This window comes from Streptomyces sp. NPDC050121 (genome assembly GCF_044460385.1).
Taxonomy (GTDB): Bacteria; Actinomycetota; Actinomycetes; order Streptomycetales; family Streptomycetaceae; genus Streptomyces; species Streptomyces soliscabiei.
The window spans coordinates 1-16,150 of sequence record NZ_JBITJV010000004.1 but is presented as its reverse complement, the minus strand read 5'-3'; the positions used below and the strand labels follow the sequence as shown (position 1 = coordinate 16,150).

Below are 16,150 nucleotides of genomic sequence, written 5' to 3'. Positions count from 1 at the left end.
TAGCCCCCCGCGCCTGTATCGCCCAACGGCAAGGAGCCGCATCATGCGTATCACCACCCGTCACGCTGTCAGAACCGTCCAGACCCTGTGCCTCACCGTCACGGCGGCCCTGGTGGCCACCGGCTGCGGCCGGAGCGCCGACTCCGGCGCCGGCAACGACGCGCCCGCCGAGATAGGCGCGGGCAAGGCCAAGGGGACGGTGGTCATGTGGAACCTGGGTGACATCACACCCGCCCTGAAGGACATGGCCAAGAAGTTCGAGCAGGAGAACCCGGACGCCGACGTCAAGATCACCTCGGTCCCGTGGGACGCCGCCCACGACAAGCTGACCACCGCCATCGCCGGCGGAAACACACCGGACATGTCCATGGTCGGGAGCACCTGGATGGCCGAGATGGCCGCCATGAACGCCTTCCAGGCCACCCCGACGTCGGTCAAGTCGTCGGACTTCTACCCCGGCCAGTGGGACACCACCAAGTACAAGGACGCCTCCTACGGCGTCCCGTTCACCGCCGACACCACGGTGGTCTACTACCGGACCGACATTGCCAAGAAGGCCGGTATCAAGGGCGCCCTGGCCGGCGACCGGGAGGGATACCTGAAGGAGCTCAAGGCCATCCAGGCCACTGCGGGCAAGCAGAACCCCAAGCTGCGCAATGCCACCGGGCTGGTGCTGGGCTTCAACTCCTGGCTTTTCTGGGTGCCGATGGTGTGGCAGCAGGGCGGTGACATCTACGACGCCAAGACCAAGAAGTTCACCTTCGATACGCCCGAGGTCGCCAAGGCGCTGGAGTACTGGGCAAGCGTTCCGAAGCAGGGATTGGCGCCGACCGACAGGTCGGACAACGTGCAGAACTTCCGGGACGGGCTGATCGCCACCTACCAGGAGGCCGCGTGGAACGGTGCCAGCCTCCACAAGGACGCCCCAGAGCTGGACGGCAAGTGGAAGACCATGCCGGTGCCGTACTCCGAGCAGCCCGCCGGGTTCGCCGGCGGCACCGACCTGGCGGTGTTCAAGAAGGCCAAGAACCCCGACGCGGCATGGAAGTTCGCCCGGTTCCTGACCGAGCCCGCCAACCTCGCCGCCTATGCCAAGGCCACCGAAGGCCTGCCCCCTTCGCCCCAGGCGTGGTCGGACGCGAAGCTGAGCGCGGACGAGAACATGAAGCCGTTCGACGAGCAGCTCAAGGTCAGCAAGGCACAGCCCGCCATCACGACCTGGCAGCAGATCGCCGACGCCATCGACTCCGAACTGGAGAAGCTGGCCCTGGGCAAGGCCACCGTCGCCGAGGTGCAGAAGACGCTGCAGTCCAAGGCCACCAGCATCGGCACCGGCCGCTGAGCGCCACCGCCATGAGCACCCCTCGCAGGGACGGATGACATCCATGTCCACGAAAACGCTCCCCGGGCGGGGCGACACCAACAAGCAGAGCACCGCGGGGCCGCGGCGGAGTACCGAACGCCGGTGCTCCCCGCGCCGGGGCATGGCGCGCGGCAGGCAGGCCCGGGCCGCCTGGATCCTCGCCGCGCCCTTCCTCGCGCTGTTCGCGGCCTTCATGCTGCTGCCGTTGGTCTGGTCGCTGCTGATGAGCCTGACCGACACTAGTAGCGCCGACCTGCGCACACCCCTGAACGTGTCGTTCATCGGTTTCGACAACTACGTGCGGCTCTTCCAGGACGATCAGTTCTTCACGGCCCTGCGCAACACGGCCGTGTTCGTCCTGGTGGCCCTGCCCCTGACGCTCGCCGCCGGGCTCGCCGCAGCCGTCGCACTCAACAGCGGCATCCAACGCTTCCGGGCAGTCTTCCGGGTCGGCTTCTACCTGCCGGTGATCACCAGCATCGTGGCCGTCGCCGTGGTGTGGAAGACGCTCCTCGAACCCCGCGCGGGACTGGTGAACCTCGTCCTGGGCTGGTTCGGGATCGACGGCCCGGCCTGGCTGGCGGACACCCGCTTCGCTCTGCCCGTCATGATCGTGATGGCCGTGTGGCGCAACCTCGGCACCGTCATGATCATCATGCTGGCCGGGCTGCAGTCCGTGCCCCAGTCCCTGATGGAGGCGGCCGAACTCGACGGCGCCGGGCCCTGGCAGCGCTTCTGGCGGGTCACGTTCCCCCTCCTGCGTCCGGCCCTGCTGCTGACCGCCGTCACCACGGGCATCGGCTACCTGCAGTTCTTCGACGAACCGTTCGTGATGACCGACGGCGGACCGCTGGACTCCACCCTGTCGGCCACGTTGTACGCCTACAAACAGTTCGGCAACGGCAATTACGAGATGGCGTCGGCCGCCAGCTACGTCATCTTCGTCCTCATCGTGGCGCTGACCGTGCTGCAGTTCCGCGTGCTGCGAGACAAGGACTGACGACCCATGAGCACCCTCTCCACTCTCCCCACGGCACAGCCGGGCACGGACCGTATCCTGCGGCGCCGCCGCATCCGCCGGACCTGGGGCCAGCCCTGGCTGTATCTGCCGCTCGCGGGCGCCCTGTTGCTGATGATCGCGCCGTTCCTGTGGATGCTGTCCGGGTCGTTCAAACCCGAGGCCGACATCCGCAGGGTCCCGCCGGTCCTGATACCCACGGCGCCCACGACCGCGAACTACGGTGAGCTGTTCAGCTCGCTCGACTTCACGAGCATGTTCGCCAACTCCGTGATCGTGGCCCTGGCCGTCACCGCCGGAAACCTCATCTTCTGCTCGATGCTCGGATACGCCCTGGCCAAGCTGGAGTTCCGCGGACAGCGCGCCGTTTTCCTGCTGGTCATGGGGACGCTCATGATCCCCGGCCTGGTCACCTTCGTTCCCCTGTACGTGCTGGTGTCCAACATGCAGCTGACCGGGTCCATGCTCGGGCTGATCCTGCCGTTCCTGGCCGGCCCCTTCGGGGTGTTCCTGATGCGGCAGTTCATCTCCACCCTGCCCGACGAACTCATCGACGCCGCCCGTGTCGACGGCTGCAGCGAACTGGCCATCTTCGGGAGGATCATCCTGCCGCTGACCAAGCCGGCCCTCGCCACCCTCGGGATCATCACCTTCCTCGGCTCCTGGAACAACTTCCTGTGGCCGCTGGTCGTGGCCCAGAACGAGAGCCAGTACACCCTCCCCGTCGGCCTCGCCCTGGCCAGCAGCGGGCAGTCCTTCACCCGCTTCGGCATCCTGCTCGCCGGTGCCGTGGTCGTCCTGCTGCCGGTGATGATCGTCTTCCTGCTCTTCCAGCGCCACTTCGTGGCCGGCATCGCGACCACCGGCCTGAAGTGACACCCCGGATTCCACCCCGCCGCCCCATGCCGCACCGGACCCGCCCGATGCGGCGGACGGACGGCACGCGAGCCCCGCCGCGCAGAGCGGCAGCGTTCGCGCGGCGAAGCACTCGCCGTCGCCCAGCAACTCTCTGATCTGTGACGACTCATCTCTTGGAGAAAAACGTGGGACAGCCGGTCCGCTCTGCGGCGTACCTGGATCCGGAAGCGTCCGTGGAAGCGAGGATCGAGGATCTGCTGTCACGGATGACCCTGCCGGAGAAGGTCGGGCAGCTGCTGATGCTCGACGCACAACACGGGGACCTGGCGGACATCGTGTCGGCCAAGCTGGCCGGATCGGTCCTGCATGTGTCTCCCGCGCTGATGCCTCAGGCCATGGAACTGGCCGGACAGACACGGCTCGGCATTCCGTTGCTGACAGCCGAGGACGGCATCCACGGCCACTCGTTCTGGCCGGGCGCGACCATCTTCCCGACCCAGCTGGCCATGGCCTGCACCTGGGACCCCTCCTTGCTCCACCGGGTGGCCCGCGCGGCCGCGACCGAGATCGCGGCGACCGGAATCCACGGGACGTTCTCCCCGGTGCTGTGCATCACCCGGGACCTGCGCTGGGGCCGGATCAACGAGACGTTCGGCGAGGACCCCTTCCTGATCGGCGAACTCGGCGCGGCGATGGTCCGCGGCTACCAGGGCGAGGGCCTTGGCGACCCGACCGCCGTGCTGGCGTACGCCAAGCACTTCGCCGGCTACTCCGAGACCCTGGGCGGGCGCGACGCGAGCGAAGCCGATCTCAGCCCCCGCAAGCTGCGCTCGTGGTTCCTGCCCCCGTTCGAGCAGGCGGTCCGGGCCGGCTGCCGCGCCTTCATGCTCGGCTACCAGTCGATCGACGGGGTGCCCATCACCGCCAATGAGTGGCTGATCAACGACGTGCTCAAGGGCGAGTGGGGCTTCACCGGGACGCTGGTGACCGACTTCGACAACGTCGGCCGCATGGTCTACGACCAGCGGATCTGCGCCGACCACGCCGAGGCGGCGGCCGTCGCCGTCAACTCCGGCAACGACCTCGTCATGGGAACCCCGGCGTTCTTCGAGGGCGCGCAGGAGGCGGTCGCCCGCGGCCTGGTCGACGAGAAACAGATCGATGACGCGGTACGGCGGGTTCTGCGGCTGAAGTTCGAGCTCGGGCTTTTCGAGGACCCCCGCGCCCCCGACCCCGAGCGGCAGGCGCAGGTGATCGGCTGCCGCGAACACGCCGACCTCAACCTCGAGACCGCCCGGCGCTCCCTGGTGCTGCTGCGCAACGACGGCACTCTGCCGCTCGAAGGCGGGCTGACCTCGGACCGAACCGGCCGCGCCGTGAGTCAGGGCACTGCGCGGACGATCGCGGTCATCGGCCCCAACGCCGACAGCCCCGAAGCCATGCTCGGCGACTGGGCGGGTGCCTCCGGACAGTTCTCGTGGATGCCCGAAGGACATCCACGCGAGTCGGTGGAGACGGTGCTCGACGGCCTGCGCGCCGTCGCACCCGCCGACTGGACCATCATGCACGCCCGCGGAGCCGACATCGCAAGCCCCGCCTACCACCCCGAGTGGTCCACCGGGCCCGACGGCCAAGCGCTGGCGCCCGTGTTCACCGCCGCCCCGGTCGACCAGGCACAGCTTCGGCAGGCCGTCGCCGCAGCCGAGGCCGCCGACTACGCCGTCGTGGTCGTGGGAGACACCATCGCCCTCACGGGCGAGGGGCGCTCCACGGCCACGCTCGACCTCCAAGGAGGTCAGATCGCCTTGCTGGACGCGGTCGCCGCCACCGGCACACCGATGATCGTCGTACTGGCCCAGTCCAAGCCGAGCACTCTCCCGGACTCGGCACTGAACGCGGCAGCCCTCATCGAGGCGTTCAACCCGGGCATGCGCGGCGGCCGCGCCCTCGCCGAACTCCTCCTCGGACTCATCGAACCCAGCGGTCGGCTCCCGGTCTCCTTCGCACGCCACGTCGGACAGCAACCGGTCTTCTACAACCAGGTGCGCGGCCAGCACGGGGAACGCTACGCGGATCTCACCCAGGACCCCTTGTTCGCGTTCGGCGAGGGCCTCAGCTACACCACCGTCACCTACTCCGACCTTGTCGTGCACGATCCGGACGTCTCGGCCGACGGCACCGTCGACGCCACGGTGCGGCTCACCAACAGCGGAAGCCGTCCGGCCCTGGAAACGGTCCAGGCGTACGTCAGCGACCTGACGACCAGCGTCACCTGGGCCGAGCAGGAGCTGAAGGGTTTCACCCAGGTCGAGATCCCTCCCGGCGAAAGCCTGGAGGTCAACATCAGCATCCCTGCCTCGCGTTGCTCACTCGTCACGGCCGACAGCCGGCGCGTGGTCGAACCAGGTGCGTTCGCCCTCCGTGTGGGCCCCAGCTCACGGCGGGAGCAGCAGCTGAGCGCGGGGTTCCGCATCCGGACCTGAAGCCCGTATCCGGACCTGTAGCCCGCATGCGGGCTTGAAGACCCCCGCCCCGTCGGCCCGCCGCCCCGCTAACCCGAAGGCCGGCGGGGCGGGTCCACCCTGAAACACCGAAAGGCAGGCGTGTGTCCACCACACCCCGCGATCCGCACCGCCCCGTGGCGCACCTGCGCCCGCCCCGCAACTGGATCAACGACCCCAATGGGCTGGTCTTCCATGACGGCCACTACCACGCGTTTTACCAGTACAACCCGTACGGGTCGACCCACGCGAACGTGCACTGGGGCCACTTCCGCAGCCCCGACCTGCTGACCTGGGAGCCACTGCCGATCGCCCTGTCCCCGAACCCCGATGGCGTGGACGCCGACGGCTGCTTCTCCGGCAACGCCGTCTCCGACGGCGACCGGCTGGTCGCCTTCTACTCCGCGCACCGCGAGGACCGCTCGTTCCAGCACCAGCCGGTCACCTGCGCCGTCTCCCACGACGGCGGCAACAGCTTCCGCCCGCGCGGCGAACTGCTCATCCCCGAGCTGCCCGAGGGCTGCAGCATGTACCGCGACCCGTACGTCTGGCAGGACGGTGACGGCTGGCGGATGCTGGTCGGCGCCGCCCTCGCGGACGGCCGGGCCGCCGCCCTTCTCTACGACTCACCCGACCTGGAGAACTGGACCTACCGGGGGCCCTTCGCGGCCCGCCGTCCGGAGCCCATCGGTGGCACCGACCTGTTCACCGGCGAGGGCTGGGAATGCCCCCAATACCTCCCGGCAGCCGAAGGACCCGGCGCCCTCCTCTTCAGCACCTGGACCGAACCCACCGGTCCGCAGAGGGTCGCGGCCCTGATCGGCGAAGAGCATGACGGCCACTTCAAGGCGGGCTCAGCGGTGCCCGTCGACTACGGCCCCGATTGCTACGCACCCGCCCTGCTGCGTGCACCGGGCGACCGGTGGCTGCTGTGGGGCTGGTCATGGGAAGCCCGCGACGAAGCCTGGGCCGTCGCGGACGGATGGGCCGGCGTCCTCACCGTGCCCCGCGAGATCCATGTCCACGACGACGGCACACTGCGCCAGCAGCCCGCCACCGAACTGCTCGCCCTGCGCGGCGAACACACCATCCACGCCCCAGGCGCGACGCACGGCCCGCAGCCGGTGGACCTCGGCAGCGTGGGCCGCGCCTTCGACCTGACGGCCCGCCTGGAGCAGACCGCCGGAAACGCCGGTCTGCGGCTGCTCACCACCCCGGACGGCTCCGAGTACCTCGACATCCGCGTCGATACCGATGCGGGCGAACTGGTCGTCGACCGCGACCACGCCTCACTGGACAGCCGGGCCCGCGGCGGCTCGTACCGGATGCCCTGCCCCTCTGGTCAGCCGGTCGACCTGCGCGTGGTCGTCGACCACTCCATCGTCGAAATCTTCCTGATCACCACCGGCCAGGTCCTCACCCTGCGCTGCTACCCCACAGGGCAAGGCCCGTGGCGGCTTGAGGCCCGCAGCGCACCGGGTACACGCCTCGCCTTCGCGGTCGACGCGTGGGAGCTGCACCCGCTCGTGATCAAGGAGCCGAGCACCGGCACCGCAGAGCCGGCGCCGACGTCGCCGTAGAACCGACTCCAACCGGTCGATCCCCCACCTCGGCAATGCGTCCCACCCCCTCTCCCCAGAACTGACCAAGCAGGTCCGAAGGAGGATCTTCCATGAGCTCATACGGTCTCGGACGACGCCAGTTCCTGGCCACCGCCGTCGGTGTCGCCGCCGCCTGGACCTCGGTTTCCGGGAACGCCATCGCCGCCCCGCAACTGAAGCAGACCGCACGTGGCAATTCCGTCCGTGTGTGGCTGACGGACGTATCGGCCGACAAGTGGGTCGTCGGCCAGGACGATGTGCTGTTCAAGGCGAAGAGAACGGCCAACCCGCTCACGATCAAGATCGACGACAGCGTCAAGTACCAGAAGGTCCAAGGCTTCGGTGCGGCCATGACCGACTCCTCCGCCTGGCTCATCGACAAGCTGTCCACCGCCGAGCGGACCAAGCTGATGAACAAGCTGTTCGATCCCTCGAAGGGAATCGGCCTCAGCCTGCTCCGCTCCCCGATGGGCGCCACGGATTTCAACGCGTCCGGGAACTACTCCTACAACGACATGCCCGCCGGCCAATCGGACCCGACGCTGTCCAACTTCTCCATCCAGCACGACGTGCCGTACATCATTCCGGCCTTGCGGCAGGCCCTCTCACTCAACCCGTCCATCAAGATCATGGCCAACCCGTGGAGCCCACCAGGCTGGATGAAGACCTCCGACTCCATGATCGGAGGCACCCTCAAGAGCGAGTACACCTCCGCGCTCGCCGACTACTTCGTCAAATTCATCCACGCCTGTGGCGAAGCCGGCGTGCCCATCTCCTACATTTCCCCGCAGAACGAACCCATGGGTACGCCCACCTGGCCCGGGATGTTCCTGTCCGCCTACCAGGAAGCCGATTTGATCCAGGAGATCGGCAAGGCGTTCGAAGCCAACGGAATCTCCACGAAGATCCTGGCCTGGGACCACAACTGGGACGTGCCCTCATATCCGGAGACGATCTTCAGCGACCCCGCAGCCTCCAAGTACACCGCGGGAACCGGATGGCACATCTACAGCGGCAACCCGAAGTACCAGACAGTGGTCCACAACGACTACCCGAGCAAGGAAACCTTCATCACAGAAGCCACCGGAGGCGTTTGGCAGGACAGCGACCAGACGGCGTTCAGCGAAGCACTGGGTACGTGGATCATCAACGGCACGCGCAACTGGGCGAACGGGGTGATGCTGTGGAACATCGCACTCGACCCCGATCGGGGCCCGCTCAACAGTGACACCGCCGGCATACCCATGCTGCGGGGCCTGCTCACGATCGACCCGGCCGACGGGCGGGTGACCTACAACGTGGACTACCACGCCCTCGCTCACGCCAGCAGGTTCGTCAGGCCCGGAGCACGCCGGATCTATTCGAACACCTTCGGGGAAGGAAGCATAGAGAACGTCGCGTTCCAGAACCCGGACGGATCGAAGGTCCTGATCGCGCACAACTCGGGCAGCGCCGCGAAAACCTTCAGCGTCGCAGACGGGACACACTCGTTCGACTACACCCTGAACGCCGGCGACGCCGTCACCTTCACCTACTCCGGGCCCGCGCAGAGCGGCCGTACCCCCGCAGCCATCAAGGTCTCGGACCCGACGCACGACTTCACCTTCACGTCGGCATCCGGCCCGGTCACCGTCACGTACGACCCGGCACTGCTGCCCTACCAGAACTCCATCCGCACCGGAAACAAGCTGGTCACGTACTCCCTGCCGATCGGAGCTTCCGTCCACACGACAGGAAGGGCACTGAGCCGTAGCAAATGGACCGCCACGGCTTCCGCGCAGCCGGACTGGGGTGTGGCCGCGAACGCGATCGACGGCGACATCAACACAAAGTGGAGTCTCGGGCACGGGACGACGAGCGGCGACTGGTTCCAGATCGACCTGGGGAACCCCACGAGCTTCAACAAAATCGTCATCGACACCGGCGTGAACAACTCGTTCGACTACGTCACCAAGTATCAGATCTACGTTTCGAACGACGGTGCCGATTGGGGCAGCGCGATTGCGAGCGGCAGCGGAGGCATCGGCAAGATAGCCGTCACGTTGCCGACCCGAACGGCACAGCACATTCGCATCGTCAGTACTGCGGCCTCCGGCTTCTGGTGGTCCATCGGCGACATCGAGGTGTACGGGTCTGCGCGTGGAACCGGCTCGATCACAGCTCCGGCAGCGGTATCGAACGGCCTCCAGCTGAAGAACTGGACCAGCAAGGAAGGGGAGCAGGTCACCGCAGTATTCAACGGGACCACCGACAGCAAGAGCTTCAAGATATCCACCGACGACTCGTACACGTATACGCTGCCAAGCGGCACCTCGGCGATGTTCACGACCAAGAAGCTGTCGAGCTTCCCATCGCCGACGTTCAGCGATTTGAAGCCGGAACTAGGCATGCCGCGCTCCAAGTTCACGATCCGCGGTTCTGGTTTCGGCGATGCGCAGGGACTGGGCACGGTGTATTTCGGATCGAGCTATGCCGAAATAGACACCTGGTCGGACACCAGCATCAGCGCCTACGTCCCGAAGGGACTGCCGGCGGGGAAGGTCACGGTTTCCGTGAAGGGAACCAGCGGAGTGGACGCTGGTGGATCATCGTTCGACGTCGTAGATCTTGGTCCTGCGCTGCCGCGGACAGGCTGGACCGCAAAGGCTTCGGACGCAAGTCAGTGGGATGCGCCCGGAAACATGCTGGACGGTAATTCCGACACTCGGTACAGCTCCGGAACAGGGCAGTACGACGGCCTCTGGATCCAAGTGGACATGGGGCAGACACAGACCTTCGACAAGATTGTGTTGGATGTCGGCGGCAGTGTCAGCGACTATGCGCGAAGCGCAGACGTATACGTATCCACGGATGGAACCGACTGGACCAAGGTCACGTCCGTAGCGGACGGCCAACGAGTCCACCTGATTTCTTTCCCGACGCAGACAGCTCGCTACATCAAGGTCGTCAATACCGGCAATGTTGCCCGTAGCTGGTGGTCAGTCGCAGAATTCAACGTCTACAACTGACCTCGGGGCTTTCATGTAAGGCGACCGTTGGCCTTGCCCCCGACGCTGAGGAAGTGCCTCTGGCCAGCGAGGATAGGGATTGCTGATGTCCTTGTTCCCGCAGTGGCTGGAGGCACTTCCCAGAGCAACCGAAGGCGGCGTGGATTGTCTGAAGAATCCGGCCTCACAGATACCCCGACTTCTTAAAATCAGTCTTCGCGCCGCGAATAGGCCAGCACCCAGTCGGACTGCTGATAGAAGTCGGTTTGGCCGGACTCCTTTTACGAGATCCGCCACGCCCACCGGTTCGTCTACTCCGGCGGTCTCGGATTCGGCTGCACCACGGCCGCCCCCATCGGGATGGGCTGCGGCGTCTGCGAACGCCTCGAGTGCCCACAGCGGACGGCGCCGCCGCTCGGCCAGCTACTGCAGATCGACCCGAACGCTGGCTCGTTGGTGCCCTGCCCCGTGGCACACACAGTGGTGGAGAAGCCGCACCGGTCGTGATGGGGTGGTCACCGTGCACGGCGAGATCGACCACGCCGCCAAGGACATGCTCAGCGAGGCCCTCCTGTCCTACGACGGCGCGGCGCCCCTGCGGACCGTGTGGACCTCAGCGGCGTGACCTTCATGGACTCCAGCGGCATCAACGTCTTCGTCGCTGCCCACCAGGCCGCGAGTGACGACCAGGGATGGCCAGGGATGGCTGCGTCTCGCCGGCGCCCAGGAACCGGTGCTACGGCTCCTTGAGATCGTCGGCCTGGACAAGGTCATCGGCTGCCATCCCACCGTCGACCAGGCCCTGACCGTCTGACCCGCGCCGCGCCTGGCCACCGCGTTCTACCCGGCTTCCGCGCCTGGGGCATCCCGCTGGCGTGAGCGCTGCTGCACGGCCGCGTACAGCTCCTGCCCCACCGGTTCCGGCAGCGGCTGCCCCAGCGCCCAGGCGATCACCGTCTCGGCGACCGTCTGCAGCTTGGTATTGGTGTGCTGGGACACCTCACGCAGCACCTCGAACCCGACGGCCGGCGCGAGCTGGTGGCTCGCGGTGAGGACACCGATGGCCCGTGCCGCAACTGCGCGTTCTCCTGCTCCAGGCGGGCGATCACGGCGCCGTCAGGTATGCCGTCAAGCGAGGACCGCGGCACGCGAGAGGTCGTCATCACTGGTCTCCACACAGGGGCAAGGCTTCCTGTACGCCCCCCCCCTGCCGCGACAGCAAGGCACTCTCAGTACGCAGCGAAAATCACACATGTGGGATGGGCCTCTTGGCCAGCCGAGGCTGGCGAAGAGCCCGAGAGGCTGACACGCTGACCAGCCGTGGTCGGCAGTGGGCGCGGAAAGCCCGGGCTCATGGTCGGGTCAGCTGGCCACCCCGGCCACGGCTCGGGGCTGCGTTTCCTGGGCGGCAGCGGCTTTTCCCGGCCGTCGCGCAGCGTGCCGATTGGCAACTCTGCTGAGACGCTGAACTCCGAGTGAAACAATATCTGTTCCCGAGGGATCAGATTTTGGGGAGCCGCGCAGCGGGAGTTTTTTGCTGCGAAGAGCAGAGTGGAATTATCCAAGACGCGTGGGCCGCTCCGGCGTGCTACTGTCTATCTCAGTTGCAGTTGTGGTTCCCAAAACTTCAAGTGCCCCCACCAGGCTTCTGCCGGGCGGGAGCACTTTTGTATTTCCGGTCATTTCCGGGCGGGGTAATCATCGCGGCGACACGGCGTTCGCACAGTGCGGACGCCGATGCACTGCCCCAAAGGAGATATGACGTGGCTGCTGGTACCGTGAAGTGGTTCAACGCTGAAAAGGGCTTCGGCTTCATCGAGCAGGACGGTGGCGGCGCCGACGTGTTCGCCCACTACTCGAACATTGCCGCGCAGGGCTTCCGTGAGCTGCTCGAGGGCCAGAAGGTGAACTTCGACATCGCGCAGGGCCAGAAGGGCCCGACGGCTGAGAACATCGTTCCGGCCTGACGCTCACGCGCAATCCGTAGCTGGGGCCCGCATCCTTCGGGGTGCGGGCCCCAGCTGCACGCGTTTCCCGCAGCGGCCTCATACCCGCGGGACGACCCGGAGGAATCCGCAGTACCAACACAAGCGGTTCCTCCCTCAGGACGCGGACGCATCCTGAGGCGCTGCATCGCAGCCGGCGTCCGGATCGCAAAGTCCCCATCGCGTCACCCATTTAAGTACCCATTTCGACACCTGTGTCCACGGGTATTTCCGCCGGTCAGATCTGCATTCTTTTGCCACCGGTCCATACTTGTAATTCTCCATGCCATTCATTGCGGCGGGAATTCCTTGATATGTGCCACATCGAGGAAGGTTCCGCATGAACCGCACGTACACGAACGACCGCCCCGCCCGCTCTCGTGACGGCCGTGCCGACGCCGGAAGGGGCGGCAGCGGCTACGGCTCGCAGGCACCGCGTCGTACCGGCAGGCCCGTCCGCTCCGGCGGTTACGGCCGTCGGCCCGCCGCCGTGCAGGGTGAGTTCGCGCTGCCCAGGACGATCACCCCCGCACTGCCGGCAGTTGAGGACTTCGCCGATCTCGACATGCCCGAGCAACTGCTGGCCGAACTCGGCAAGCAGGGTGTGACCGCACCGTTCCCGATCCAGGGCGCGACGCTGCCGAACTCCTTGGCGGGCCGTGACGTCCTGGGCCGCGGCCGCACCGGGTCCGGCAAGACCCTGGCCTTCGGCCTCGCCCTGCTGGCCCGCACCGCTGGACAGCGTGCCGAGTCCCGCCAGCCGCTGGGGCTGATCCTCGTACCCACGCGTGAGCTGGCACAGCAGGTGACCGACGCGCTGACCCCGTACGCCCGCTCCGTGCGGCTGCGGCTGGCCACGGTGGTGGGCGGTATGTCGATCGGCCGGCAGGCCAGTGCGCTGCGCGGCGGGGCCGAGGTCGTCGTCGCGACGCCGGGGCGGCTCAAGGACCTCATCGACCGCGGCGACTGCCGGCTGAACCACGTGGGCATCACCGTGCTGGACGAGGCCGACCAGATGGCCGACATGGGCTTCATGCCCCAGGTCACCGCGCTGCTCGACCAGGTGCGCCCGGAGGGGCAGCGCATGCTGTTCTCCGCCACCCTGGACCGCAACGTCGACCTGTTGGTACGCCGCTATCTGACCGACCCCGTCGTGCACTCCGTCGACCCGTCGGCCGGTGCGGTCACGACGATGGAGCACCACGTCCTGCACGTCCACGGCGCAGACAAGCACGCCGCCACGACCGAGATCGCCGCCCGCGACGGCCGCGTGATCATGTTCCTGGACACCAAGCACGCCGTCGACCGGCTGACCCAGGACCTCCTCAACAGCGGGGTGCGGGCCGCCGCGCTGCACGGCGGCAAGTCGCAGCCGCAGCGCACCCGCACGCTGGCGCAGTTCAAGACGGGGCACGTCACCGTGCTGGTGGCGACCAACGTCGCGGCGCGCGGCATCCACGTCGACAACCTCGACCTGGTCGTCAACGTCGACCCGCCGACCGACCACAAGGACTACCTCCACCGCGGCGGCCGTACCGCCCGCGCCGGCGAGTCCGGCAGTGTCGTCACCCTGGTCACACCGAACCAGCGCCGAGGCATGGTCCGTCTGATGTCGGACGCCGGAATCCAGCCGCAGACCACCCAGGTCCGCTCGGGCGACGAGGCCCTGAGCCGGATCACCGGCGCCCAGGCACCGTCCGGCATCCCGGTCGTCATCACCGCACCGGTGGTCGAACGCCCCAAGCGCAGCGCCACCTCCCGAGGCCGCCGTCGCCCCGCCTCGGCGACCAGGCGCACCCCCGGACGCCAGTCCGGCTTCGGCGCGGTGGCCTAGGACTTTCGTGATCAGGAAGCCGGCCCATCTCTGCAGGAGGCACCTTTTGACGCTGGTTCAGACGCAGCCCCGCCCGGCGGACGCCGACCCCGCGCCCAGGACGGCGGTGGAGGTCATGGACGCGGCGGGACCGCAGGTCTGTGACGACATGAGCGTCGAGGTGGCGCTGGCCGTCATGGCCGCCGCCCGCACGGGCCGACTGGTCGTCTGCGACCTGGACGGCCAGTGCACCGGCTTGGTCACCCGGACCGAACTCGCTGCCGTCCGCGACAGCTCCGACTACACGGACCGTGTCCGCCTGCGCGACATCCTCGGCGACCACGGTTCGGTCGCCTCACCCGTGACCACGATGGCCGAAGCCGAGCACGCGATGCGCACCCGTCGGCTCGGTGTCCTGCCGGTGGTCGACGAGCAAGGCAGCGCCCTGGGCATCCTCGCCCTCTCCCGCTGAAACACCTCGCCCCTGGTCGGACCGTTCTTTCCTTCTCTCTGTGAGGCCACATGCGCTGCGTCATCGCCCGCTTCCCCTTCGAGCTCACCAAGGGCGGCGTGCTGGAATCGATGAAGGGCATCAAGCCCGAACCGGTCACCGGCGAATCGGTGATCATCGGCCGTCGCCACTATCCCGTCAAGCAGGTCGGCCAGGTCATCACGCGCCAGGACCGTCGTGACTTCAGCGCCGGCGAAGTCCTGCGGGCCATGGCTGCGCTCGGCTTCACCTGCCGCGCCGTTCCCAAGGCAGCGCCCCTGGGCATTCTCAGCACGATGCAGCACGCTTTGAGGTTCCCCCGCTGCGCGGGAGTGGCTGACTAGCAGGTCAGGGCGGGTTGACGTGGCGTCAGGCCGAGGCCGACGCCGGCGAACGCAACGACATGCTCACGGCACATGCCGGCTGGGATCGTGAACGGTGACCTCGATGGTGTCGGGGCGCGCAGTCAGTTCCAGTGTGCAGCGGCCCCCACCGCGGTGCAGGGCATTGGTGACGAGCTCGGACACGACCAAAACCACAGTGTCCGCCGCGTCAGGAGCCACGGCCAGCTCCTGCAGACCTTCGAGGAAGGCCCGTGCCCTGTTGCGTGCGTCGGCAATGGCGGTGGTGGAACGGACGGCTGCGGCGCCGGCCGGCACCGTGATCATCAGGGTCACCCTGGTCTCTGAGTAGTCCATGCCTCAGCCCGTGCCTACCCAGCCCCTGTGCCCCGCCCCTCCACCCGCCAGCCCCGCAGAGCCCCGGTGCTCCGGTTCGCCACGAGCTGCTCGATCATCCCGGGATCGTCGAGGGCGGCGCGGGACCTCCTGCCATGCTTGTCAAAGGCCGACCTGGGGGCGTCACGGCTGGAAACGTTCGTCCCGGCCGGTGAGGTTCTCCACGAGACGCAGTCTCGGCCGGTGCGCGCCAACGGTAGGCGCGGTCGGCGACGTCACGCTCAGCCCGATGTGCTGCGCGGCGGGGACTCTCGGCAACGGGTGAAACGAGGGCCACGGACGGCGGATGAAAAGTGAGCCACCCTGCGATCTCTTGATCATCCTGACTTCACTGGTTCTGAAGTCGGGAGGAAGAGAGGGTGATCCACGTGGAGGACTGGGCCGAGATCCGCCGGATGCACCGGATGGAGGGGCTGTCGGCTCGGGCGGTGGCCCGTCAGCTGGGGATCTCCAGGAACACCGTGCTGCGGGCGCTGGCCTCGGACCGCCCGCCGCGGTACCGGCGGGCGCCGAAGGGCTCGGCGGTGGACGCGGTGGAGCCGGCCGTGCGGGAGCTGCTGAAACAGACCCCGACGATGCCCGTCACGGTGATCGCGGAGCGGATCGGCTGGGAGCGGGGGATGACGATCCTGCGGGAACGGGTGCGCGAGCTGCGGCCGGCTTATCTGCCGGTGGACCCCGTCTCGCGGACGGTCTATGAGCCGGGTGAACTCGCGCAGTGCGACCTGTGGTTCCCGCCCGTGGACATCCCGCTCGGTTACGGCCAGAGCGGACGACCGCCGGTGCTGGTCATCGTG

Annotated in this window: 13 protein-coding genes and 2 pseudogenes; 13 read left to right on the top strand and 2 right to left on the bottom strand. The window is 67.5% G+C overall.

What is annotated here, in order from left to right:
• The first annotated feature begins 43 nt into the window (after nucleotides 1-43).
• The 8 genes and pseudogenes from ACIBTS_RS07230 to ACIBTS_RS07195 all read left to right on the top strand — a co-directional run bounded on the left by ACIBTS_RS07230 (nucleotide 44) and on the right by ACIBTS_RS07195 (nucleotide 11,142).
• The gene (locus ACIBTS_RS07230) at nucleotides 44-1,342 is read left to right on the top strand and encodes an extracellular solute-binding protein (RefSeq protein WP_399317242.1); all 1,299 of its coding nucleotides are present in this window, start codon (nucleotides 44-46) and stop codon (nucleotides 1,340-1,342) included.
• A gap of 34 nt (nucleotides 1,343-1,376) precedes the next feature.
• Nucleotides 1,377-2,363 (top strand): carbohydrate ABC transporter permease, encoded by a 987-nt coding sequence (locus ACIBTS_RS07225; RefSeq protein WP_399317240.1) that lies wholly within the window; start codon nucleotides 1,377-1,379, stop codon nucleotides 2,361-2,363.
• A 6-nt stretch (nucleotides 2,364-2,369) separates the two neighbouring features.
• Nucleotides 2,370-3,257, top strand: coding sequence for a carbohydrate ABC transporter permease (locus ACIBTS_RS07220; RefSeq protein ID WP_399317237.1), 888 nt, complete (start codon nucleotides 2,370-2,372; stop codon nucleotides 3,255-3,257).
• 167 nt (nucleotides 3,258-3,424) lie between these two features.
• The gene (locus tag ACIBTS_RS07215; protein ID WP_399317235.1) at nucleotides 3,425-5,722 is read left to right on the top strand and encodes a glycoside hydrolase family 3 N-terminal domain-containing protein; all 2,298 of its coding nucleotides are present in this window, start codon (nucleotides 3,425-3,427) and stop codon (nucleotides 5,720-5,722) included.
• Nucleotides 5,723-5,844: 122 nt separating this feature from the next.
• Nucleotides 5,845-7,320: a glycoside hydrolase family 32 protein gene (locus ACIBTS_RS07210; protein WP_399317234.1), complete on the top strand. Its 1,476-nt coding sequence runs from the start codon at nucleotides 5,845-5,847 to the stop codon at nucleotides 7,318-7,320.
• A 92-nt stretch (nucleotides 7,321-7,412) separates the two neighbouring features.
• Nucleotides 7,413-10,349, top strand: coding sequence for a discoidin domain-containing protein (locus ACIBTS_RS07205; RefSeq protein ID WP_399317232.1), 2,937 nt, complete (start codon nucleotides 7,413-7,415; stop codon nucleotides 10,347-10,349).
• Between the two features lie 264 nt (nucleotides 10,350-10,613).
• Nucleotides 10,614-10,835: pseudogene (locus ACIBTS_RS07200) on the top strand (short-chain fatty acyl-CoA regulator family protein); the annotation flags it as partial.
• A gap of 172 nt (nucleotides 10,836-11,007) precedes the next feature.
• Nucleotides 11,008-11,142, top strand: coding sequence for a hypothetical protein (locus ACIBTS_RS07195; RefSeq protein ID WP_399317230.1), 135 nt, complete (start codon nucleotides 11,008-11,010; stop codon nucleotides 11,140-11,142).
• A 26-nt stretch (nucleotides 11,143-11,168) separates the two neighbouring features.
• Here the strand turns inward: ACIBTS_RS07195 and ACIBTS_RS07190 are convergent.
• Nucleotides 11,169-11,402, bottom strand: a pseudogene (locus ACIBTS_RS07190) (ANTAR domain-containing protein); the annotation flags it as partial.
• A 689-nt stretch (nucleotides 11,403-12,091) separates the two neighbouring features.
• Here ACIBTS_RS07190 and ACIBTS_RS07185 point away from each other — a divergent pair.
• From ACIBTS_RS07185 to ACIBTS_RS07170, 4 genes are all read left to right on the top strand, one after another.
• The gene (locus ACIBTS_RS07185; protein WP_003973099.1) at nucleotides 12,092-12,295 is read left to right on the top strand and encodes a cold-shock protein; all 204 of its coding nucleotides are present in this window, start codon (nucleotides 12,092-12,094) and stop codon (nucleotides 12,293-12,295) included.
• Nucleotides 12,296-12,653: 358 nt separating this feature from the next.
• The gene (locus ACIBTS_RS07180) at nucleotides 12,654-14,147 is read left to right on the top strand and encodes a DEAD/DEAH box helicase (RefSeq protein WP_399317229.1); all 1,494 of its coding nucleotides are present in this window, start codon (nucleotides 12,654-12,656) and stop codon (nucleotides 14,145-14,147) included.
• A 46-nt stretch (nucleotides 14,148-14,193) separates the two neighbouring features.
• Nucleotides 14,194-14,598, top strand: a complete 405-nt coding sequence (locus ACIBTS_RS07175; protein WP_399317227.1) for a CBS domain-containing protein — start codon at nucleotides 14,194-14,196, stop codon at nucleotides 14,596-14,598.
• 50 nt (nucleotides 14,599-14,648) lie between these two features.
• Nucleotides 14,649-14,960, top strand: coding sequence for an SCO5918 family protein (locus ACIBTS_RS07170; RefSeq protein WP_399317225.1), 312 nt, complete (start codon nucleotides 14,649-14,651; stop codon nucleotides 14,958-14,960).
• A 63-nt stretch (nucleotides 14,961-15,023) separates the two neighbouring features.
• Here ACIBTS_RS07170 and ACIBTS_RS07165 read toward each other — a convergent pair whose 3' ends face one another.
• Nucleotides 15,024-15,284 carry an ATP-binding protein gene (locus ACIBTS_RS07165; protein ID WP_399317223.1) on the bottom strand — a complete coding sequence of 87 codons (261 nt, stop codon included), beginning with the start codon at nucleotides 15,282-15,284 and terminating at the stop codon, nucleotides 15,024-15,026.
• A gap of 428 nt (nucleotides 15,285-15,712) precedes the next feature.
• On the opposite strand from ACIBTS_RS07165, the gene ACIBTS_RS07160 reads away from it, so the two are divergent.
• Nucleotides 15,713-16,150, top strand: a 438-nt coding sequence (locus ACIBTS_RS07160) for a helix-turn-helix domain-containing protein (RefSeq protein ID WP_399317221.1), incomplete at its 3' end; no start/stop codon positions are given.